Origin of the sequence: Limibacter armeniacum (genome assembly GCF_036880985.1) — a bacterium.
Lineage (GTDB): Bacteria > Bacteroidota > Bacteroidia > Cytophagales > Flammeovirgaceae > Limibacter > Limibacter armeniacum.
In genome coordinates, this window is record NZ_JBAJNO010000009.1 from 1,426,775 (window position 1) to 1,447,834 (window position 21,060).

21 protein-coding genes are annotated in these 21,060 nt (G+C 39.9%); 12 read left to right on the forward strand and 9 right to left on the reverse strand.

Annotation, left to right across the window (positions count from 1 at the left end):
- Positions 1-66: 66 nt before the first annotated feature.
- Entirely contained in the window at positions 67-474 is a 408-nt protein-coding gene (locus V6R21_RS23635; protein ID WP_334246004.1) for an EVE domain-containing protein, read from the forward strand.
- Here V6R21_RS23635 and V6R21_RS23640 read toward each other — a convergent pair.
- A complete protein-coding gene (locus V6R21_RS23640; RefSeq protein WP_334246005.1) occupies positions 463-1,818 on the reverse strand; it encodes a serine hydrolase domain-containing protein in 1,356 nt (451 codons plus the stop codon). The two genes, V6R21_RS23635 and V6R21_RS23640, sit on opposite strands and share 12 nt — an antisense overlap.
- Before the next feature lie 679 nt (positions 1,819-2,497).
- Here V6R21_RS23640 and V6R21_RS23645 point away from each other — a divergent pair.
- From V6R21_RS23645 to V6R21_RS23655, 3 genes are all read left to right on the forward strand, one after another.
- Entirely contained in the window at positions 2,498-3,460 is a 963-nt protein-coding gene (locus tag V6R21_RS23645) for a YheT family hydrolase (RefSeq protein WP_334246006.1), read from the forward strand.
- 151 nt (positions 3,461-3,611) lie between these two features.
- The gene (locus V6R21_RS23650; RefSeq protein WP_334246007.1) at positions 3,612-4,337 is read left to right on the forward strand and encodes a cytidylate kinase-like family protein; all 726 of its coding nucleotides are present in this window, start codon (positions 3,612-3,614) and stop codon (positions 4,335-4,337) included.
- A 38-nt stretch (positions 4,338-4,375) separates the two neighbouring features.
- A complete protein-coding gene (locus V6R21_RS23655; protein WP_334246008.1) occupies positions 4,376-4,942 on the forward strand; it encodes a chalcone isomerase family protein in 567 nt (188 codons plus the stop codon).
- Positions 4,943-5,000: 58 nt separating this feature from the next.
- On the opposite strand, the gene V6R21_RS23660 is transcribed toward V6R21_RS23655, so the two are convergent.
- Positions 5,001-5,576, reverse strand: coding sequence for a hypothetical protein (locus V6R21_RS23660; RefSeq protein WP_334246009.1), 576 nt, complete (start codon positions 5,574-5,576; stop codon positions 5,001-5,003).
- Positions 5,577-5,944: 368 nt separating this feature from the next.
- Here V6R21_RS23660 and V6R21_RS23665 point away from each other — a divergent pair, with 368 nt between their 5' ends.
- The 5 genes from V6R21_RS23665 (at position 5,945) to V6R21_RS23685 (ending at position 11,825) form a co-directional block, all read left to right on the forward strand.
- On the forward strand, positions 5,945-6,346 hold the full coding sequence (locus V6R21_RS23665; protein WP_334246010.1) for an STAS/SEC14 domain-containing protein: 402 nt from the start codon (positions 5,945-5,947) through the stop codon (positions 6,344-6,346).
- A gap of 258 nt (positions 6,347-6,604) precedes the next feature.
- On the forward strand, positions 6,605-9,235 hold the full coding sequence (locus V6R21_RS23670) for a valine--tRNA ligase (RefSeq protein WP_334246011.1): 2,631 nt from the start codon (positions 6,605-6,607) through the stop codon (positions 9,233-9,235).
- 139 nt (positions 9,236-9,374) lie between these two features.
- On the forward strand, positions 9,375-10,112 hold the full coding sequence (locus V6R21_RS23675; RefSeq protein ID WP_334246012.1) for a DUF4292 domain-containing protein: 738 nt from the start codon (positions 9,375-9,377) through the stop codon (positions 10,110-10,112).
- Between the two features lie 407 nt (positions 10,113-10,519).
- Positions 10,520-10,993: a DUF6252 family protein gene (locus V6R21_RS23680; protein WP_334246013.1), complete on the forward strand. Its 474-nt coding sequence runs from the start codon at positions 10,520-10,522 to the stop codon at positions 10,991-10,993.
- A gap of 22 nt (positions 10,994-11,015) precedes the next feature.
- Complete coding sequence (locus V6R21_RS23685; RefSeq protein ID WP_334246014.1) at positions 11,016-11,825, forward strand: CHAD domain-containing protein; 810 nt, start codon at positions 11,016-11,018, stop codon at positions 11,823-11,825.
- A 75-nt stretch (positions 11,826-11,900) separates the two neighbouring features.
- Here V6R21_RS23685 and V6R21_RS23690 read toward each other — a convergent pair whose 3' ends face one another.
- Both V6R21_RS23690 and V6R21_RS23695 read right to left on the reverse strand, forming a co-directional pair.
- The gene (locus V6R21_RS23690) at positions 11,901-12,836 is read right to left on the reverse strand and encodes a bifunctional methionine sulfoxide reductase B/A protein (protein ID WP_334246015.1); all 936 of its coding nucleotides are present in this window, start codon (positions 12,834-12,836) and stop codon (positions 11,901-11,903) included.
- 86 nt (positions 12,837-12,922) lie between these two features.
- On the reverse strand, positions 12,923-13,585 hold the full coding sequence (locus tag V6R21_RS23695) for a hypothetical protein (protein ID WP_334246016.1): 663 nt from the start codon (positions 13,583-13,585) through the stop codon (positions 12,923-12,925).
- A 221-nt stretch (positions 13,586-13,806) separates the two neighbouring features.
- Between V6R21_RS23695 and dapA the strand changes: the two genes are divergently transcribed.
- Positions 13,807-14,730, forward strand: coding sequence for a 4-hydroxy-tetrahydrodipicolinate synthase (gene dapA, locus V6R21_RS23700; RefSeq protein ID WP_334246017.1), 924 nt, complete (start codon positions 13,807-13,809; stop codon positions 14,728-14,730).
- 86 nt (positions 14,731-14,816) lie between these two features.
- On the opposite strand, the gene V6R21_RS23705 is transcribed toward dapA, so the two are convergent.
- Both V6R21_RS23705 and V6R21_RS23710 read right to left on the reverse strand, forming a co-directional pair.
- Positions 14,817-15,920, reverse strand: a complete 1,104-nt coding sequence (locus tag V6R21_RS23705; RefSeq protein WP_334246018.1) for a glycosyltransferase family 4 protein — start codon at positions 15,918-15,920, stop codon at positions 14,817-14,819.
- A 73-nt stretch (positions 15,921-15,993) separates the two neighbouring features.
- On the reverse strand, positions 15,994-17,382 hold the full coding sequence (locus V6R21_RS23710) for a hypothetical protein (protein WP_334246019.1): 1,389 nt from the start codon (positions 17,380-17,382) through the stop codon (positions 15,994-15,996).
- Positions 17,383-17,532: 150 nt separating this feature from the next.
- Between V6R21_RS23710 and V6R21_RS23715 the strand changes: the two genes are divergently transcribed.
- Both V6R21_RS23715 and V6R21_RS23720 read left to right on the forward strand, forming a co-directional pair.
- Positions 17,533-17,862: a hypothetical protein gene (locus V6R21_RS23715; protein ID WP_334246020.1), complete on the forward strand. Its 330-nt coding sequence runs from the start codon at positions 17,533-17,535 to the stop codon at positions 17,860-17,862.
- A gap of 16 nt (positions 17,863-17,878) precedes the next feature.
- A complete protein-coding gene (locus V6R21_RS23720; RefSeq protein WP_334246021.1) occupies positions 17,879-18,910 on the forward strand; it encodes a rod shape-determining protein in 1,032 nt (343 codons plus the stop codon).
- Between the two features lie 91 nt (positions 18,911-19,001).
- On the opposite strand, the gene yaaA is transcribed toward V6R21_RS23720, so the two are convergent.
- The 3 genes from yaaA to V6R21_RS23735 form a co-directional block, all read right to left on the reverse strand.
- Positions 19,002-19,778 carry a peroxide stress protein YaaA gene (gene yaaA / locus V6R21_RS23725; protein WP_334246022.1) on the reverse strand — a complete coding sequence of 259 codons (777 nt, stop codon included), beginning with the start codon at positions 19,776-19,778 and terminating at the stop codon, positions 19,002-19,004.
- Positions 19,779-19,875: 97 nt separating this feature from the next.
- Positions 19,876-20,355, reverse strand: coding sequence for a rhodanese-like domain-containing protein (locus V6R21_RS23730; protein WP_334246023.1), 480 nt, complete (start codon positions 20,353-20,355; stop codon positions 19,876-19,878).
- 1 nt (position 20,356) lies between these two features.
- Entirely contained in the window at positions 20,357-20,767 is a 411-nt protein-coding gene (locus V6R21_RS23735) for a rhodanese-like domain-containing protein (RefSeq protein ID WP_334246024.1), read from the reverse strand.
- Positions 20,768-21,060 lie beyond the last annotated feature (293 nt).

The window sequence follows — 21,060 nt, forward strand, 5'->3', positions numbered from 1 at the left end:
CTTAAATTCGAGCCGGACATCACTTTGCTGTTGTCCGGTTTATTTTTCCATCAAATAACGCTACCAATGAACTACTGGCTTGTAAAAACTGAACCTGAGACCTATGGATGGGATGACCTCAACAAACTTGGGCAGGATATGTGGGATGGTGTCAGAAACTACCAGGCTCGCAACCACCTCAATGAGATGAAACAAGGGGACTTAGTCCTATTTTACCATAGTGGAAAAGCCCGTGAAGTAGTTGGCATTGCTGAAGTTGTCCGTGAAAGCTATCCTGATCCAACCACGGATGACAATCGCTGGGTTGTTGTGGATATCATCCCAAAGGAAGCACTAAAAAAATCCGTTCCCCTAAAGCTGATTAAGGAAACGGATATGTTGCAGAACATGAAATTGATCAAACAGTCCAGACTGTCTGTCATGCCTGTCGAGAAAGAAGAATTTGACAAGATCCTTGAGTTGTCAACTCACTGATACTTCATCTACTTTCTTTACATTCACAGCATCTATAATACTGCGAACCCACTTGTTGAAGTCAAAGCCATTCTTGCGATAAGTTACCCCCAACCTGACGATCACCAGATCTTCAGATGGAATAATGAAGATACGTTGCCCCTGATAGCCATCACAGAAATAAGCATCTTCAGGCAAGTCTGGCATGGCTCCTCCTCTGTTTAGCCAGAAGTGAGCTCCGTAGTTTCCACCAGAACCCGGAGCTGGCTCACGGGTAAAGTCCACCCAATCCTCTGTCAGGATTTCGGCACCTTCCCACTTTCCCTTGTTCAAGTAGAGTTGACCAAATTTAGCCCAATCCCTTGCTGTAGCATATGCATAAGATGAGCCTACAAAATGTCCGCCTGCATCTGTTTCCAGAAACATACTGTCCAGCCCTAGCTTATTGAACAGTTCTTCATAAGGAAACCTCCAATAGTCTTCAAGGCTGTCAAAGTATTGTGCCAACAAATAAGATAGAATATTGGTATCTCCTGAAGAATATCGCCAATAGGAACCGGGTGTATACTTCAGCGGCTGCCTTAAAGCAAACCTTGCCATGTTTTCATTCTCAAACAGCATCCTGTTCACTCTGGATGGACTTGTGTAGTTCTCAAGCCAATCCAACCCACTTGTCATTTGTAGCATATTTCTCCAAGTGATCGCATCTTTATGAGTGTGTTTCCATGCATTGAGAGGCACTCGGTCATCCAAGTTCAGCTTTCCTTGCTTGTTCAGAATCCCTGCCAAAGCCGAAATGATGCTTTTGGTCATACTCCACCCCAATAAGCGAGTTGCTGGAGTAATTCCATCGGCATACTGCTCTGCGATCACTTTCCCTTTGTGTACTACCACAACAGCACGTGTCTTGGCTGGGTGCAGCTTGCTTCGCTTACGAAATGCATTGTTCAGTGCCAACCTCAACTCATAATTTTGGGTTTCTATAGGCTGCGCATCTCCATTCAAACTCAATTCACCCAAAGGCTGGCTAGGCATTTCAGGTAATCGTTCACTCAGGACGGTATGATGCAACATTGTTCCCAGTCCTTCCCTATAAATAGCAGTACGGGTATGCTTTCCCATAATAGATGCTGTCACCATTTTCTTTTCCATATTCACATCCATCTCTACCAAGTTGACTGGAAAAAAGCCCAAATCTTCCTGTAATATTTTCTCAATTGGGAGCTTAGTCACAAATAGCTGAGAGCAGAGGCTTTTGGCGGCATATCCGGTAATGATCGGTAAGCTAGGCTCTATCAGCTTTTTCCAGCCATAATAGCCTAACGCAGCGCCAGCTGTCACTAATAAGGATCGTTTGATTTTCATGGTTTGTTGGGTTTGATTTTCATGTTGGTGGACTAATGGTACAGCCCCGTACACAGATTGGAAATTACGAATAAGTGGTCTATTGAAGTTAAAAAAGAATGAACAATATTTTAGGATTAATTAGCTACACAATAAAAAATTCTATTGAAATTGACGATTAATTTTATAGTTTCGTGATCATTTATTAACACTTTTACTTTTTAGATAGGGAAATTTTTCGGGGTGTAGCTCAATACGATTAAGTGTTCATCGTAAGAGATGGGTGGTGACAGGTTTCACCCTGTCACCTAGTATTACAACAGCTGCACCCCGTTGATTTTTTTGACTTACCATTTCGGTGTTTTTACCCACTCCTAACAACTTCGTTAAATTCAGGTTTACCATATATCAGGAACAGATAACTTTTGCCTGCTTTCTCAAGGAGACAATGGGCGACAAATGTTAATGGCTTTACAATAACAAAGAGTATTTCGTAAATTCAAGGTGCCATAAATGTAAATGGCTGTTTAAACAGTAAACAACATGCCGTCACACTATAAATTTGTGACTAACTATTCAACCACTGTGCTAATGAACCATTTTTCATTTACCACATCTTTCTTTTACGCTCTTAATACTTGATGTTCATAGGCGCAGATTCTTCAAAATAACAGATGCTTTACTACAATTTTTCAAGTCTATGGTAACACAAACTACTTATCGCCCTCCTTTTCTTTTTAGAAAATCACATCTGAGTACGATTTATCCTGCACTGTTCCGCAAAGTGAGAGATGTTGACTACAAACGGCAACGAATTTTCACGCCTGATGATGACTTCTTGGATCTTGACTGGTCAAAAGTTGGCAGCCATCGCTGTGTAATTGTAGCACACGGACTGGAAGGAAATGCAGAACTCGCCTATGTTAAAGGTGTTGTAAGAATGGCCAATGCACGCAAGTGGGATGCTGTCGGACTCAATTACAGAGGGTGCAGTGGAGAGCCCAATTGGCGTTTCCGTTCTTACCACAGTGGCGCAACAGATGACATAGGGATTATGATCAACCAGATCATTGCCCAAGGCAACTACAATGAGGTTTTCTTGGTAGGGTTCAGTCTTGGAGGCAACCTGATATTAAAGTATGCAGGTGAACTAGGAGCCAATACACCTGCTGCAGTCAATGGCATAGTCGCCATATCTGTACCTTGTGATTTGGAAGCCTCTGCTGATTACCTAAGCAGACCTTCTGGATACCTTTACAGAAATCGTTTCCTGAAATTCTTGAAGGAGAAAGCTCGCACGAAGATTAAGTTTCGGGAGGCTAAATTCACCTTGAAAGACATCAGTAAAATCAGGTCTTTTGAAGATTATGATAACCTGTACACTGCTCCTGCACATGGGTTTGCAAATGCCCGTACCTACTGGCGAGAAAACAGCTGCAAGCACTTTATTCCCAACATCAAGGTGCCTACACTAATACTGAATGCGATCAATGATCCACTACTTGCTCCTGACAGTCACCCTGTAAAGGAAACAGACCAGCACTCTTTTGTTAAGCTGATGCTTACAAAATACGGTGGACATGTGGGTTTCTATGACGCCGGAAACCAATTGTACTGGCATGAGAAACAGATTCTACAATTCTTGATGAAGCATATCGGTTAAGAAAAAATGTTTGCGCCCCACCACTTGCTGGGGCGTTTTAATTCCCCCTCCTTTTTGAACTGAATTTCAGTATTTGGCATTTCTTAGGTAAAAGCATCCCCTTCTGGATGTTCCAATTTGGTTTCTCAACCACCACTTAACCATTACAGACATGCAAACACAATTTCACGATTACCTAGGTTGGTATATGGGAACTATTCCCTATACTGAAGAGCCTGAAGCATTGCCACCACTTCAATGTAAAGGAAGAGCGATCACCATCTCTCGGGAATATGGATGTGAAGCCGTGGAAATAGGGCGCTCTTTGGTATTATTGCTCAACAAGAAAGACCCCATGCCTGATGATGAACGTTGGATGCTGGTAGACAAAGACGTCCTCCATAGGGTATCATCAGAGTTGTCAGTATCATCTTCCAAACTGAACAAAGCCAAGACTCCTATCGAAAGAGGTATTATTGAAAGCATCATCAAGGCTTTTGATAAGGACCATAATGTAATGGACAACAACCTTGTCAAAGCATTACATAGTGTTATTGGTACTTATCTGTTAAGAGGAAATGTCATTATTGTAGGACGTGGTGCTGTTGCATTTACCAAGGACCTCCCTCAAGTACTAAATGTAAGGCTTGTTGCTTCAGAAAAATACAGAGTGGAGACCATCATGCACAAGAAAGAGCTTTCCTATGAAAAAGCCCAGAAACTGGTTGATGATATGAATAAACGAAGAAATGCTTTTCTTGAATATATTGCACCAGAAATAGAAAATCCTACCTTTGACTTGGTAATAGACAGAGAGAAATTCACCTCTGATGCTATCATCAACATGATCTATCAGGTAGTTGACACCATGCCAATTGGTGTCATCAAAGGTGATTGATCTGAGTCTTTTTGATTTCAGCAAAATTTAAATCGTTTATGTACAAGTTTTTTTTACTATCAGTACTTCTGCTGGGGCTTACCATGGAAGGGTTCTCCCAATCAAAAGTAGGAGATGTTTCTGTACCTGAAAGCGTAGACATTAATGGTACTTCGTTGGTATTGAATGGTGCAGGGATACGAAGTAAATTCTTTATGGATATGTATGTAGGGGCATTGTTTCTTAAAGAGAAAAATAACAATGCAAATTCGATCATCAGCAGTGACGAACCTATGAGTATCAGACTCTACATCACTTCAGGGATGATCACCAGCCAAAGAATGACAGATGCCATTACAGAAGGTTTTGAAAATGCTACAGGAGGTAAAACAACTCCCCTAATGGATAAAATCAATCAGTTTACAGCCGTTTTCAATGAGAAGATTGTTGTAGGTGATAAGTTTGAGTTTAATGCTACAAAAGGGAGTAAAGTACAGGTTATCAAGAACGGTAAACAGCTAACCATTATTGAAGGCAAAGATTTCAAAGAAGCTTTGTTTGGAATTTGGTTTTGTGATACACCTGCAGACAAAAACCTCAAGGAAAAGATGTTAGGCAAATCATAATAAATAAAGCCTGAAGGAATATTCCTTCAGGCTTTTTTATATCTAATGCTGTCTACTATTAAAAATTAATAGCTAAACCAACTGTTGGCATTACAGTAGAAGGGCCAGCTAGACCACCTGCCAAGTCAAGGAAAACGCCCAGTTTACTATTAAAGTGATATTGTGCACCTGCATGTACAGTCAGGAACAACGCTGAAGTTTCACTTGCTGCATCCCAACTATCGTCCCAACCGTCAGGAGTAGCGTCTTTCCAACGGTAGCTGTAAATATTAAAACCTAATGAAGCCGCTCCATAAAGGTCCCATTTAGGGTTTGTCAACCCAAAGACGTCATCCAGGTAATAAGTACCTTTTGCACCAATCGGAACTATATTTTCAATGTAGTAAGCATTGTATCGTCCCCAATACTCTCTGTATCTGTGATAACCTATAAACGGAGCTAAAGTAAAGTCTTTGGCCACATCAAACTCATAGTTAACCAGTAATGGCACTCCATACCCAAGCCCTAAACCTATATTCAAGGTATTACCATAACTAGATGGAGCCCCTCCGCTTGATCGTCTGCTCTGTGCAAAAGTTGATGTCATGAAAACCATACATAACATCACTAGTGTAACTTTTAAAAAGTTTTTCATACAATTCAATTATGTTTTTGTGATATAAGGTTCATATATAAATATTTCTCAAAGTCGGCAAAGATAATTAACCGCAATAATCCAACCAATTGATTGGTTCCTTACAAACTGTTAGGAAGTCAAAAAAATTAAAAACAAATGTAAAAGATAGTTGCTCCTACGAAAGAGGTGACTGTAAGGTTTAGTACCTGCGATTGAATAGCTTTCTAATGGAAAAAACATGAATAACCTACCTGCATAGACAGGATTTAGACACTGTTTATTAACTTTCATTTAGAACCAAAAGAACAGATAACTTGGTGTTCTTTCTAACCAACCAACCTAAAAGGAATATTCATATTTACTTATCCATTAATCGCTCACATCGTATGCCAAACATTAAATTACAAAACATAGAAGCTGCCCATTATGATGCTTCTATCCCTGCCGTAATCGCTCCCTATTCAGGGTATCTAGCTTTTGAAGAGTTCAAGTCCGTAGCACTGCATCATATCGAAATACTCAAAAGAAATGCCTCCTACAAAATGCTAGTTGATACCAGTAAAATGGCTGTCATGCCTCAACAAAGTCAGGAATGGATTGAGGTCAATTGGTTTCCCCGTGCCGTCAATGCAGGGTTGAAGCATATGGCATTTTTGGTACCTGAAAATGTTTTTGGTGAAATATCAATGCAGAATGCCAACAATCAGGCTGAAAAAAAATCTACTGTAAATATTAAATACTTTAAGGACCTCTCCACAGCAAGAAGTTGGTTAAAACAACAAAACTAGACGTTATCTCTATTTTGCTAACGAGACCATGTATACGTCAGAGTGTACATGGTCTTTTTTATTTAAAGCTAGTTTACACCCTATCAAACCTATTGGTTATGATTATAGTTTTCTATATTTCAAACTACTGAATGCATTTCTATACAAGCAATCCTCTTTCACTTCACATTTTTTCTTAGATTTGTCATCTGAAAAATTTTTGGATTCTTAAAATGGCAGACGCTTACCCAAACGGAAGCGTCTAAAATGTTTATATAGATGGAATTAGCAAAGACTTACAATCCTAAAGACGTAGAAAGCAAATGGTACCAACACTGGATGGACCATAATTTCTTTCACTCAGAACCAAATCCTGATAAGAAACCTTTTACGGTGGTGATTCCACCTCCAAACGTAACAGGTGTGTTGCACATGGGGCATATGCTCAATAACACCATTCAGGATGTCCTTGTCCGCAAGGCAAGAATGGAAGGCTTTGAGGCTTGCTGGGTACCAGGTACAGACCACGCATCAATTGCGACAGAAGCAAAAGTGGTTAAGATGCTAAAGGAAGAGCAAGGGATTGATAAGAAAGATATTTCACGTGAGGAATTCCTGAAACATGCTTGGGAGTGGAAAGAGAAGTATGGTGGAATTATCTTGGAGCAACTGAAAAAACTTGGTGCTTCTTGTGATTGGGATCGTACCCGTTTCACAATGGAGGATGAACTGAGTGCTTCAGTTATAAAAGTCTTTGTTGACCTTTACCGTAAAGGCTGGATTTATCGTGGTGTACGAATGGTAAACTGGGATCCAGCAGGTAAAACAGCACTTTCGGATGAAGAAGTAATCTATAAGGAAGTAGATTCTAAACTGTTTTATGTTCAGTATCCTATTGTAGGTAAAGAAGGCGAGTTTGTAACCATTGCTACAACACGTCCTGAAACAATTCCTGCTGATACTGCTATCTGTGTAAACCCTAACGACGACCGTTTCAAACACCTGATTGGTCAAAAAGTCGTTGTTCCTACCACTAGTCGTGAAATTCCGATTATCGGGGATGACTATGTAGATATCGAATTTGGTACAGGCTGTCTGAAAGTGACACCTGCTCACGATTTGAATGACTACGAGTTAGGAATGAAGCACAACCTTGAAGTAATTGACATCATCGAAGAAGATGGTACAATCAATGATAAGGCTGGTGCAAAGTATGCAGGTAAAGATCGCTTTGCGGTAAGAAAAGAAATCGTAAAAGACCTTGAGGAAAGCGGTAACCTTGTTAAGGTTGAAGCACTTCAAAATAAAGTAGGAACATCTGAGCGTACAGGTGCTGTTATCGAACCTAAGCTTTCTGCACAGTGGTTCGTGAAGATGGAAGAGTTGGCGAAGCCTGCATTGGAAAATGTCATGAACGACAACATCCAATTGCACCCAGCTAAATACAAAAATACTTACCGTCACTGGATGGAGAACATCAAGGACTGGTGTATCTCTCGTCAATTGTGGTGGGGACAGCGTATTCCTGCATTCTACCTTCCAAATGGGGAAATTGTAGTAGCAGAAACTGCTGAAGAAGCTTTGAAACTTGCTCAGGAAATTGACGCAACGATCACTGTTGATCAACTCAGACAAGAAGAAGATGTACTGGATACATGGTTCTCTTCATGGTTGTGGCCTATCTCGGTTTTTGATGGCTTGACAAATCCTGAAAACGAGGACATCAACTACTACTATCCTACAGATGACCTTGTAACTGGTCCGGATATCCTGTTCTTCTGGGTTGCCCGTATGGTTATCGCAGGTTACGAGTGGAAAGGCGAACTACCGTTCAAGAATGTGTACCTGACAGGTATCGTTCGTGACGATCAAGGACGTAAAATGTCTAAGCAATTAGGAAACTCTCCTGACCCGCTTAAACTGATCGAAAACTATAGTGCTGACGGAGTAAGAGTTGGTCTTTTGTTAAGTGCTGCAGCAGGTAATGACCTTCTGTTTGATACAAAACTTTGTGAACAGGGACGTAACTTCGCTAACAAAATCTGGAATGCGTTCCGCCTTGTAAAAGGATGGGAAGTAGATGAAAGCCTTGACGGAAGTGCAAACGAAGCTTCTATCGCATGGTTTGAAGCTAAGCTGAACAAGACGCTAGTAGAAATTCAGGATCACTTCAGCAAATACAGAATTTCTGATGCGCTGATGGCGATCTATAAACTGGTATGGGATGACTTCTGTTCTTGGTACCTTGAGATGATCAAGCCAGCTTACCAGAAGCCAATCGACCGCCCTACACTTGATGCTACCATCAACTTCTTTGAAAGATTGATGAAGCTTCTACATCCATTTATGCCATTTATCACTGAAGAAATTTGGCACTCAATTAAGGAGCGTGAAGCTGGTGACTGTATCATTGTATCGGAATACCCTACTATTGGTCAGTCAGATGAGAAGATTCTTACTCAGGCAGAAACAGCTTTTGAAGTAGTTTCAAACGTTCGTAATATCAGAAACAGTAAGCAGATCGCTCCAAAAGTTCCACTTCCGTTGTGTATCATGACTAAAAACAAGGAAGTATTTGAAGTGTTCTCTACAGTGATCAACAAACTGGCTAACCTTGAGTCTCTGACTTATGTGGATCAGGAAGTTGATGGCGCTGTTCAGTTTGTGATTAAGGAAGACAAATTCTTTGTAAACCTTGAAGGACAACTGGATACAGAGGCAGAACTTGAAAAGCTTCAGAAAGAACTTGAGTATACAAAAGGGTTCTTGGCTTCTGTGGACAAAAAGCTTTCAAACGAACGATTTGTAAGTGGTGCTCCAGAACAAGTGGTAGCGAAAGAGCAACAGAAAAAGGCAGATGCAGAGAGCAAGATTGCTTCTCTTGAAGCAGCTATTGCCAACCTGAAATAATATACCATCCAAGTCTCTCCGGCAATCAACTGCCGGAGAGTTCTTTTTGATTTTACACTTGCATCAAATGCATTACAAAACCATATATATTCTTCTTTTTTGTACCGCTACCCTTCTTTTTTCTTCCTGTCGTAAAGACGTGGCCAACCGTAAAAGAGTCAAAGCTGATAACTTTGCCGTTGATAACCTCGACTACCATTACTTAAGCTCCAAAGCTAAAGTTAATGTACACATGAAAGGGCAGCAGCAGAAAGTTACAGCTGATATTAGAGTAGTAAAAGATAGTGCGCTATGGATCTCGGTCCGTACAATGGGGATTGAAGGTTTAAGGGTATTAGCTGACAGGGACTCCCTAAGAGCAATCTCCAGATTATCTAAAGAGTACTATCAACTCAGCTATGCAGACTTGTACTTGCTCACTGAGACTGATATAGATTACGCGCTACTTCAAGCAATGCTGATTGGTGAATTGCCTGAAGACTATAACATGAAAAATAAGGGCCTAATTGATGATGAGTTCTTTATTCTCAGACGATTTAGAGGTGATTACAAGATCAGGGCTTACATCAGCAGAACTCTACTCAAGCTCGAAAAGCTCTTTGTGGAAAAGAAAAAAGGCAAAGATGGTGTAAAAGTACTGTATAGCGATTTCAAGGAAATCACAGACAAAGACCCTATCCAAGTTTTTCCATTCAAAACAAAAATTGAAATCGGAGAAGTGGATGACCTAAATATTTCGCTCAAGAAAATGGATGCAGATATTGACTTTATCCGTGTTGAAATTGAGAAAGATCCTATGAGATTACCTTTCAAAATCACAGATAAATACGAAGTCATAACTGCCCAAGACCTTAGAGATAAATTAAAGGTTAAATAATAATTTTTCCCAAAGCTGAATATTCTTCAATGTTCAGCTTTTTTATTTTCATTTTTCCCACTTTAATACGCTAATATTTCAATATTCTCTTCAACTTTTCTCCAAATACTTGCAGCCATTCAACTGGAATTATAAATTCTTCAAAGAGAACTGTCTAAGGTTGTCTGACGTTGAAACAGTATGGTATCATTCCTGCTTATAAATAATTGAACTAGCTAACCAACCTTAGGCTGTCACAGCCATCTCCAATTGTTTACATCCTCACTTCTGATATCAAGGCAATAAGCCTCTTAATATATAGATCATCATTGTTTTGTTATAAAGCAGGGTACGACTTTCATATTCTGAGTGAATTGGTCACACCCAACAACTTATACTTTGTTATTTCAACAAAATACCCAACTCACATGATCAAGAAGTATTGCTTAACAATTATCAGCTTATTTACTATATGGCTGCTTGTCTCTTGTGATGAGACATCTCTCGAACCTACAACCAAAAAGTTTTCAGCAACAATCAACGGACAAGGCTTTGAAGCCAATGAGATTGTCGTGGTACAAAATGGATCAACCCTATCCATTTCGGCCAGCAGCGGAAACAAGGCGCTTCAGATTATCCTGAACAATTATGACGGCTTAGGTGAATACTCCTTAGGAGGTAATGCCAACAATAATGAAGGAAAGTGGGAAGCAGGTCTTGGAAATGGCGGAACCTTTACCACTTTGAATACAAACCAGAATTCAGGGATGGTACATGTAACCTCCTCCACCGCAAGCAGCGTAAAGGGAAACTTTGACTTCAGTGCAATTAGTGGTAACAATACTGTAAACGTAACAGACGGAGTCTTTGACCTGCAAATTGAAAGTATGATTGAGAATTAAGGGTTGGTGGCTTCACAATTTTATGATTGAAAAAGGCATAAAGAAATACTATAAACAGCAACGACTGACCATTGAAAAGTATTCGGACAAAGTGAAAAATCAATTTGATGAAGAGGCTATTCATAAAACCAGAGTAGCAGTCAAAAAGATCAAAGCTTTATTTCAAATGACGGATACGATTACGTCTAAAGCATTTCATTCAAAAAAAGAATTCGCCTTTATCAAATCTCTATTCAAGGCGGCTGGAGCTCTTCGTGACATTCAAGTACAACTTGCATTACTTGTTTACTACGAAAGAAAAGAAAACATTCTTTACCCCGAGCTTCGTCAATACTTTAAGTCAAAAATAGCGGATGCCCGTGCCCCTCTTTCAAAAGCCATGAATGGTTTTGAAACAAAAGAACTTTATGCAAAGGAGGTTACTTTAAAAACAGTTTTAGGCAAGTTTCCTGAAGAAGAGATCATCGCCCGAATGAATGGATTAGCTACCGAAAAACTCAGGAGTGTAGAGATGCTTTACAAATCAGACGAAGATAAGGATATTCACCAAGCACGTAGCCTGATTAAGCAATGCCTCTACATCTATACAGTTTACAACAAGTACGCAATCAATAGTAAGTATGCTCCTGTATCTCTTAAAAAGTTGGATTGCCTTTCTGAGATGCTAGGTAAGTGGCATGACAAAGTTGTCATGATTAACCTGATTGACGAGTACTTTGCAAGCGATGATGCTCGATTGATCAACTATAAAAAGTACTTGGACTTACAAGAGCTGATAGCCCAAGAAAACAAATACTGTCTCAACAAAATAAAGAACCGAATTTCAGAATAATTCCTCCACTGTTCTGCTCTACAAAAAGCGCTTCACCTAAATGATGAAGCGCTTTTTTTGTTGCCTGAAAATGCCTTAAAAACGTTTTGTGTATTTATGGCAAGTTGGTGTACCGGATGTTCTGAAATAATAGTCCTGATGCTTTTCATCAGCCTTATAAAATACTCCAGCCTCCTTCACCTCCGTTACGACGCCATACCCTTTTTGCTTCAACTCCTCTATCAGGTTTTCTGCTACTTCCTTTTGGGTATGATCTGTATAGAATACAACTGAACGGTACTGAGGACCAATATCAGTTCCTTGCCCATTGGCTTGCGTTGGATCATGTATTTCAAAGAATATTTTTGCCAAGGTTTCATAATCAACCTTACTTGGATCATAAATTACCTCAACAGCTTCTACGTGTCCGGATTTCCCTGCGTGTACTTCCTCACTGGTAGGGTTTTCAACTGTACCACCAGTAAACCCAACGGTAGTGGCTAGCACTCCCGGCAACTGAGAAAGGTAATACTCCGTTCCCCAAAAACATCCCGATGCAAATATAGCTTTAGCCTCTTGTACCTTAGCTGGAATAAAGCCCATTGACACTGAATTAACACAATGTCTGGTATTCTTATTTGTAAAGCCTTCTCCAAAGAACACATGCCCGAGGTGTCCTCCACAATTGGCACACAGGATTTCAGTCCTCATTCCATCTGCATCCGTTTTTTTGGTGATTGCCCCCAGAATCTCATCATCAAAACTAGGCCAGCCACAATGTGACTTGAACTTATCCTCCGAACTATACAAGGGAGCATTACACTGCCTGCAAACATAAGTACCGTTTTCATAATGGTTATTGAACTTACCTGTATTTGGTCGTTCAGTTCCTTTTTGCTGAATCACCCATTCCTCAAAAGGAGTCAGTTTGTTGTATTCCATAATTTTAGCCTCCGTCTTACTGTTTGTTGTCTGTGCATGTCCTGCTATAAAAAATAGCAGCAAGCAAAAGAGTCCGGTTACCCGTTTCATGTTCATTTGATGTTTAGTGTTACAACTTGTGAACCTAAGGCAATGTTCTATAGCTTTCCATATTTGTTGTTCTCCCCAGCCAAAAACTATTGGTCAGTCATGGAGTTCAGCAAGTTAAATGTCTGGTTTACATCTTTCTTATAAAGAATCAGTGTAAACTCATTCGTAGTGGAGACCATTTCCACAATATTGATGGACTCCCAAGCTATTTTTTTCAGCACATAGTAGTACACACCGGGTACATCTATATTGTCAGATGGAAGACGCATCGTGATCGAAGCAAGGCTTTCAAGCTTATTCAGTAAAGCTTCTCCTGAGAAAATTCGTTCAACTTCAGGTGCCATTCCTCGGCTGGTCACGATATTGGTTTCATAGACACCTTTCGAAGAAGCATGGAAAATATCTTTTTTTCCCTCGATTTCTCTCAGTAACTGTTGCTGTTTCTGAATCAGTGTCTGGGAGTTTTTATAGGTAAAGTCAATCAAGTCTGAACGGACAATAATTTCCCCCATATTTTTGAGGTAGCTGATCAGTTCATCCTCAATATTGAGCTTTGACAGCTTCGGTTTCAGTCTTTGAATTGCCATCACAATGGCTCCTGTCTGAACTTCCTTATAGAGTTTTTGCTCCACCTCTTCCTTGATATGTCGAGCCAAGCCTGTATAGTTGATAATGCCATCAACAATGGCTTCTTCAAGAAATGGAGATGTTCTTACTATTTCCTCTACAGCTTCTGCTATCGTAATCATATTGCATCTTTTTAGTTGTCTTTACCCCTACTGATTTCGCACAAATATCACCAATAGTTTTAAATACAACAAATCGTTTTATTAATGTTTTCTTTGTATGAATAGTTGCTGAAGAGAGTTATTAAAAGGTATGTTTGTAATGTAATCACTGAAAAGGATTCTATTTAATTCTAAAAACAGTACAAAATACCTAATCGGACTTTACCAAAAACTGGTTAATCATGGAACAATTCATAGGAACAGCAGCAGCAATCGTAACACCATTTGATGAACAAGGAGCAATTGACTTTAATGCATTAGGCAAACTGCTTAAGCACACTGACTCTTTGGACTATTGGGTTATCTGCGGCACTACTGCCGAAAGTGCTACACTTTCTAGCGAAGAAAAAGCTGAAATCCTTGAATTTGCCAAGACTAACAACCCTACTGACAAACCGATCATGTTTGGACTTGGAAGTAACAACACACTCGAAGTTGTTCGCCAACTACAGGAAACAGACCTGAGTGGTGTAGATGCAATCCTATCTGTTTGTCCGTACTATGTAAAGCCAACTCAACAAGGTATTATCGCTCATTACCAAGCTGTAGCAGATGCTTCACCAGTTCCTGTATTGCTGTACAATGTTCCAGGCAGAACAGGTGTCAACATGGATGCTGAAACAGTAATTGAATTATCTAACCACCCAAACATCTTTGGAATCAAAGATGCATCTGGTGACTTGGTTCAAGGTATGAGAATTGCGAATGGTACTGCTGATGACTTCCTACTGATCTCAGGTGAAGATACCCTGACTGTTCCTCTAATTTCTGTTGGTGCAAAAGGTGTGATTTCTGTAATTGCCAATATCCTGCCTCACGAATACCGTGGCGTAGTGAATTCTGCACTGGAAGGTGACTTCAAAGCTGCCTCTAAAGAAATGAACAGATTGGTTGACTTCAATGAGTCTCTATTTGAGGAAGGAAATCCTACAGGTGTTAAAACTGCATTGGAAATTGCAGGTATCTGTCAGCACCACGTAAGACTCCCATTAGTGAATGGTTCTGAGGAACTTAAAAGCAAAATGCAAGAAATGATAGCTAACATTAAACTGTCGGCTCGTAAAGAAGTATTCTTCTCAAAATTTGATGCTAAAGCTGCAATCTAAGCAAAGGAAGCCTTTGTAATTTTTATATAAAGAAATCCCCAATAGGTTCGTTAAACCTATTGGGGATTTTTCATCTATGCCGAATATCAACCAAAGATATTCAGAAAACACTCACATTCTTTTTCGATGGTATAAGATGCTCTGATCAACTTTTTCAGTCTATCACCCATTTCTTGCAAGTTCTCGGTAGGTGTATTCAGAAATGCCTCCAATGTATGCGTACAACCATCCAAACTACCTGGAGCAAACAGAAAACCGTTTTCTCCATCATCAATCAGGTCTTTCATCCCATCTACTCTTGAACCTATGATCGGAACACCTAATGCACCAGCCTCCAAAAGTACATTTGGCATTCCATCGTAAAAGGATGGTATCGCCACAGCATCACATGCTGGATAAATGTCCAAGAGTTTCTCACGCTCCATATATGGAAAAAGCTCATACTCGACCCCATATTTCTCCAGCTTTTTCTCACTTTTTTCCGTTAAGTCTCCTGCTATCAACAGACGTACCTGATCATGTACATGACTTTCACAAATTGCTTTTATAAAAAAAGAGACACCTTTTCGAGCCTTGAATTTACCAAAAATACCGATGGTTCTTTTGTCACTTTGCGCTCTAATAGCTTTTGCCCGAATCCGGTTTTCATCCGTCAAATCCCAACCCTTTAGGTCTATTCCACTAGGCGTATATGCCACTGTCACATCCTTGTAGAGTTTAGCAATCTTATAGGCTTTCTCCTTACTTACAGCACATACAGTTCGAGAACGATGAAAAGCATGGTCCAGCACCTTCCGCTTATCAGAAGAGAACACATACATCTCAAATTCAAGTCCCCTGATCATGGTAATCAACGGAATGTCCATCCAATCAGCAAATACAGGACCTGCCAACATTGGTCTCAATCCTCCAAAAGCTACCAAGTGACTGAATTTTTCATGTCTCATTCTGTTCTCAAGGACTTTCCAAGCAACATTCAAAGAATGTGCTTCATCCTTATCTACAGGACAAGCCATGTAAGTACCGTTATGTTGCTGTTCAATCTCAAAAGGGGGATGATCATTCGTGAAGTGGACAACATGAATACAGATATCACATTGCCTTAGTTGGGTTACTATCCGTTCACAGGAAAGAGCCATTCCTCCCTGATCAGGTAGATAATCATCAGTCAGCCAAATTATGCACGACATGAGAAAGTAGTTATTTATGTGTGTATGGAAAATAAAAGGCTCTCCTTATACAGAGAGCCTTAAGCTATTTTGCTTATATCTTTCCATCGGAAGAGAATGGTGCATTTTCATCCAAGTCTTTCACTCGTTCAAAAATCCCCACTACAAAACGGGTTTGCTCTTCCGACAATGGCTCTCCACTGTACTGTTGCTGTCTGTATTCATCAAATTTAAACAGCGCATTCAGATAATCAATCTGTTCTGCTGTAAACAGAGGACCTGTCAGTCCTACTTCTATATCCTTGTTCGGTCGGTTTACAGAAAACACGGCTTTCAAAAGCTTGAATTGCTCATCGTTGAAAAGGTAATCACCATCCTTTTCACCAATAGCTTTCATTTCTTCACGCTCCAATTCATCCATCATGAAAAGCACTTCAATGTCAAGAGGCATAAAGTCATCATCTTCTTCCTCTTCAGCTATTGCGGCATTTTCTGCAAATTGCGCTTCGTGCACCTTTAATACCTGTTCAACAAATTGTCGCTGACTTTTGTTGAAAGATACGCTTGAAGTTTGAGGTGACCATGTTTCCTCACCCTCAAAAACCTTATTTAGGTATTCCAACTGATCATTGAAAAACCTCAGTCCTCCAAGTTGTATTTTTGCGGGTTTAGTCTCAGAGAATACGGCATCCATCAGCTTCAGCTGATCTTTTGAAAAACGCAATGAAGCAGCTCCGATGCGGTGATCTTCAAGGTCCATTTCATACAGCTCTCGCAACGTAAATACGTTAAGCACTGTACCGTTTTCTTCCTCTTCATTCATCTTGTGGCACTTCTTCAGAATGCCTTCTATAAAGTCTTCTTGCTTTTTGGACAACTCAACTTCATGCATCAGCTCTGACTCTGAAAGCACCACCCTTACATAGTCCAGTTCCTCTTCCGAGAATGATACAGTACCAAACGTACCACCAAAACTCAAAGGAGTTTCATTATAAATTGCTTCTAGAAAGGTATACTCATCATCATTAAGAATGGTCCCGTCTTCCTCCTCTTCGTCACCGAAATCCCGATCGATCTCATTCATCATAAAGAGCACTCCTACGCTACTGACTGCCTCATCAAATTCCCAACGCTCCTTATCTTCATACTCCCAAACTTCCTCTACTTCCTGAAGCTTTTCTAGCATGCTGCCAACAAACTCTGCTTGTTCTCCAGAAAGCGAAGATGGGACCTTAACCTTCTCAAGATCAACTCCTTCTTCAAAATTAAAAGGAGCCACAAACTCTTTGAGTACGGACAAGTCTTTCTCAGAAAACGCCACACTGTTAATCGTTACAGGTTGCAGTATTTTCTGACCGTACATTGCTTCCAACAATTCAAACTCATCCTGATCAAAAATCAGGTCTGCCTCTTCCGAGTTTCCACCGGTAAGTAGATAGTCCCTATCCAGTTTTTCAAGCCTGTACAGTTCTTCTAAATTCATAGCGTAGGTTTATTTTACCGAGTAATATTACACACCTTCTTGTAAAAACCCATAGTATTTTAAGGATATTTCCGTATTATCAGTTAACAAAAACCAAAGAATGGAACTCTTACAAATCAATAAGTATTTGATTCCCAAATCCTTAAAGAAATGACTACTTACACTGTATCCGTCTTAACAATTCCTAAAAATGTCATATCGATTATTCCAAAAGTCCTTAGTTTTTACCATTTTTGTGCTCAGTTCAAAAACGCTTCTCTTTGTAGATTCCAAGCCTTTATCGGTTTGTTGCTATTCGAGCAAACCCAATTCAAAACTTTCATAAAAAAGTTTTTGCAAAATGGAACGATTTTATCAGAAACCGCATTGTTAAATGTTTGGGGAATGGATAAAACAAAGATATGCTTAGGTATCTCTCTGAGTGGTATTCCACTGATAAGATCCAACGAAACTCAATTCAAAGAAATAAGGAACTTTTAAAATATAGACTTGACTAATGGGCTTATTTGACTTCTTTACAAGCGATCTCGCGATTGACCTCGGTACAGCCAATACCCTTATCATCAGCAAGGACAAGGTAGTAGTGGACGAACCTTCTATTATCGCCTTGGACCGTGTGACCGGCAAAGTTATCGCTGTCGGCTCTCAGGCTATGCAAATGCACGAGAAGACCCACGAAAACATCAAAACTATTCGTCCGTTGCGTGATGGTGTAATTGCGGATTTCCATGCTGCTGAACAAATGATCAGAGGCATGATCAAAATGATCGACAAAAAGAACCGTTTACTTTCTCCTTCTCACCGAATGGTAATCTGTATCCCTTCAGGTATTACTGAAGTAGAAAAAAGGGCCGTAAGGGACTCTTCTGAGCACGCAGGAGCCAAAGAAGTATACATGATTCCTGAGCCTTTGGCAGCTGCCATTGGTATTGGTATCGATATAGAGGAACCAGTTGGTGCCATGATCGTTGACATCGGAGGTGGTACTACTGAGATTGCCGTTATCGCGCTTTCAGGTATTGTATGTGACCAATCTATCCGTACAGCAGGTGATGTATTCACTAGAGACATCCTTGACTATATGCGTAGACAACACAACTTGCTGATTGGTGAACGTTCTGCTGAAAAGATTAAGATTGAAGTAGGTGCTGCCATGTCAGAACTTGACGATGAGATAGCTCCTGATGACTTTGAGGTAAGAGGTCGTGACTTGATGACAGGTATTCCTAAAATCATCAAAGTATCTTATACTGAGATCGCATTCGCAATTGACAAATCAATCTCCAAGATTGAAGAAGCTGTACTTAGAGCTCTTGAAACAGCGCCACCAGAACTTTCTGCCGACATCTACGACAGAGGTATTCACCTAACAGGTGGTGGAGCACTGCTGAGAGGCTTGGACAAGCGTCTTTCAATGAAAACCAAACTGCCAGTTCATGTAGCAGAAGATCCGCTTAGAGCTGTTGTAAGAGGTACAGGAGAAGCATTGAAAAACATTGATACATTTAAGTCAGTACTGTTGACTTAATGACCATCAATTCAAATAAAACAAAAAGCACTTTGAGATAACATAATTTCTCAAAGTGCTTTTTATTATTCAGACAAGGTTGGAATTTTGCCTAAGCCTCATTGTTTCGAGTAAAAACCCACTCATTGCCTTTTGACATTTCAGCATTGAAAGAATAACCTTCCACATCAAATGCCTTTAAATCTTCAGGGTTTGTAATACGGTTTTTAACCATAAATGCCACCATCATTCCTCTGGCTTTCTTGGCAAAGAAACTGATGACTTTGTATTTCCCATTTTTATAATCCTTGAATACAGGCGTGATAACCTCTGCCTTGATGTTTTTTGCCTTAGCAGCCTTGAAATACTCATTGGAAGCTAAATTCACTAGCACTGGTTTCTCAGTCTTAGCAAACACTGTATTCAGATCTTCAGCCAACTTGTTATCCCAAAATTCATAGAGGTTTTTCTTTCCATTTACAGGAAGCTGGGTTCCCATCTCTAACCTATAAGGCTGGATCAAATCCATCGGTTTCAGCAAACCATATAAACCTGATAGGATACGCAAATGGCCTTGCATAAAGTGGAGCTCATCCTGATTAAACTTTTCAGCTTCCAACCCTTGATATACATCTCCTTTGAACGTCAGTACAGCTTGTTTGGCAGAAGCGACCTTATAATCCTTCTTCCAAGCTGCAAAACGCTCTTTGTTAAGGTCTGCCAATTTATCGCTAATACCCATTAGCTCCTGTATCTCGGATGTAGAGTATTCCTTCAGTACATTTATCAGTTCTGAAGCTTCTTCCATATAGGCTGGTGCGGAATGAAAATGTCCATTAGTATTTTGCTCAAGATCCAATGTCTTGGCAGGTGAAATTACTGTTAGCATAGTTATCGTTGATTCTCTTCCTGTTCTAATCAGTTAGTAAAACTGTCCTGTAAGACAATTTGTTGCCACAAAGATAAGCACTAGAAATTAACCTACATCAGGGGCAGCTCCTTCTCCACAATCCCCAGAACCAATTATATGGGTGAACTTTGGCTCCATTCCCTACCAAAGTGCTGTCATGGGCTGCCCATTCGAATATCCCTCCATAAAGGTTATACACATTAATGTATCCTAATTCTTTCAATGCCTCCCCTGCAACGCTACTACGATAGCCCACAGAGCAGTAAACCACCACTGTATCCGACTTAGGAATTCCATCAAGTACACTGGTATCAATACTATCAAAATCAATTCGCCTAGCTCCCTCCAAATGACTCACCTCATACTCTTCCTCGCTACGTGCATCCAGCAAATGGTATTGAGCATTTACCTCAGAGACGTTTATATAAGGCACTTTTTCAGGAACAACTTCATTCAGCAGCTTGTAATAAGCCCACCTTTTCATACTACACGACTGCCATACAACAGCCATCAGTAATACCAGAAGAGGTACCCCAAAAGTCATGACCTTTTTCATATCAGTTTACTGGTGCTTTTGCTGCTTCCTCATCCACATCAGACGCTTTCCATGCTTTGTAACCACCTTCAAGGTCATAAACCTGCTCAAAGCCTGCTTCCTTTAGCATTTTAGCAGCTTTACCACTTCTATTACCTGATCGGCAAAATACCATAACTGGTTTCGACTTATCGAGCTTGTTCATTTGTTCCATAAAATCATCCTGCTTAAAGTTCACCAACTTGGCACCTTCAATTGTACCTTCTTCAAACTCTTCAGGAGTCCTTACATCTACCAACTGTACTTCATCCAGAGAAATCAGAAGCTCCTTAAATGCTTCGACAGTGGTTGCTTCTTTTTTCTCTTGACATCCAAAAGCAAGAAGACAGACAAATAAGCAAACCAGTAACTGAGCAATCGATTTTTTCAACATGTTTATTCCTTTTTTAAAAAGTAAAAGATTAAGTTTCTATCCAGTAAAAGTTAATAGGTCCAAGCGTTCTTCCTCCCCTCGCCAACTATTCCTATTTCTTACATAATAGTGAAGGGCAAATAAGCGAAATCATATTAAAATGAAAAAAACTACATCTGTTCATGATAATTGATTTCACTACTGTAAAAGCAGATTTTCAAGGAAATATCAGAAATATATAAACTTTTGATAGAAAAAATCGTTGAATAAACCTACATTTGATAAAAATGGCACGGTTTTATTTTTTATCGGAT

Excerpts from the sequence above, each read along its gene's own strand:
- V6R21_RS23635 (WP_334246004.1), top strand. The coding sequence starts at position 67 with ATGAACTACTGGCTTGTAAAAACTGAACCTGAGACCTATGGATGGGAT.
- V6R21_RS23640 (WP_334246005.1), bottom strand. The coding sequence starts at position 1,818 with ATGAAAATCAAACGATCCTTATTAGTGACAGCTGGCGCTGCGTTAGGC.
- V6R21_RS23645 (WP_334246006.1), top strand. The coding sequence starts at position 2,498 with ATGGTAACACAAACTACTTATCGCCCTCCTTTTCTTTTTAGAAAATCA.
- V6R21_RS23650 (WP_334246007.1), top strand. The coding sequence starts at position 3,612 with ATGCAAACACAATTTCACGATTACCTAGGTTGGTATATGGGAACTATT.
- V6R21_RS23655 (WP_334246008.1), top strand. The coding sequence starts at position 4,376 with ATGTACAAGTTTTTTTTACTATCAGTACTTCTGCTGGGGCTTACCATG.
- V6R21_RS23660 (WP_334246009.1), bottom strand. The coding sequence starts at position 5,576 with ATGAAAAACTTTTTAAAAGTTACACTAGTGATGTTATGTATGGTTTTC.
- V6R21_RS23665 (WP_334246010.1), top strand. The coding sequence starts at position 5,945 with ATGCCAAACATTAAATTACAAAACATAGAAGCTGCCCATTATGATGCT.
- V6R21_RS23670 (WP_334246011.1), top strand. The coding sequence starts at position 6,605 with ATGGAATTAGCAAAGACTTACAATCCTAAAGACGTAGAAAGCAAATGG.
- V6R21_RS23680 (WP_334246013.1), top strand. The coding sequence starts at position 10,520 with ATGATCAAGAAGTATTGCTTAACAATTATCAGCTTATTTACTATATGG.
- V6R21_RS23685 (WP_334246014.1), top strand. The coding sequence starts at position 11,016 with ATGATTGAAAAAGGCATAAAGAAATACTATAAACAGCAACGACTGACC.
- V6R21_RS23690 (WP_334246015.1), bottom strand. The coding sequence starts at position 12,836 with ATGAAACGGGTAACCGGACTCTTTTGCTTGCTGCTATTTTTTATAGCA.
- V6R21_RS23695 (WP_334246016.1), bottom strand. The coding sequence starts at position 13,585 with ATGATTACGATAGCAGAAGCTGTAGAGGAAATAGTAAGAACATCTCCA.
- dapA (WP_334246017.1), top strand. The coding sequence starts at position 13,807 with ATGGAACAATTCATAGGAACAGCAGCAGCAATCGTAACACCATTTGAT.
- V6R21_RS23705 (WP_334246018.1), bottom strand. The coding sequence starts at position 15,920 with ATGTCGTGCATAATTTGGCTGACTGATGATTATCTACCTGATCAGGGA.
- V6R21_RS23710 (WP_334246019.1), bottom strand. The coding sequence starts at position 17,382 with ATGAATTTAGAAGAACTGTACAGGCTTGAAAAACTGGATAGGGACTAT.
- V6R21_RS23715 (WP_334246020.1), top strand. The coding sequence starts at position 17,533 with ATGACTACTTACACTGTATCCGTCTTAACAATTCCTAAAAATGTCATA.
- V6R21_RS23720 (WP_334246021.1), top strand. The coding sequence starts at position 17,879 with ATGGGCTTATTTGACTTCTTTACAAGCGATCTCGCGATTGACCTCGGT.
- yaaA (WP_334246022.1), bottom strand. The coding sequence starts at position 19,778 with ATGCTAACAGTAATTTCACCTGCCAAGACATTGGATCTTGAGCAAAAT.
- V6R21_RS23730 (WP_334246023.1), bottom strand. The coding sequence starts at position 20,355 with ATGAAAAAGGTCATGACTTTTGGGGTACCTCTTCTGGTATTACTGATG.
- V6R21_RS23735 (WP_334246024.1), bottom strand. The coding sequence starts at position 20,767 with ATGTTGAAAAAATCGATTGCTCAGTTACTGGTTTGCTTATTTGTCTGT.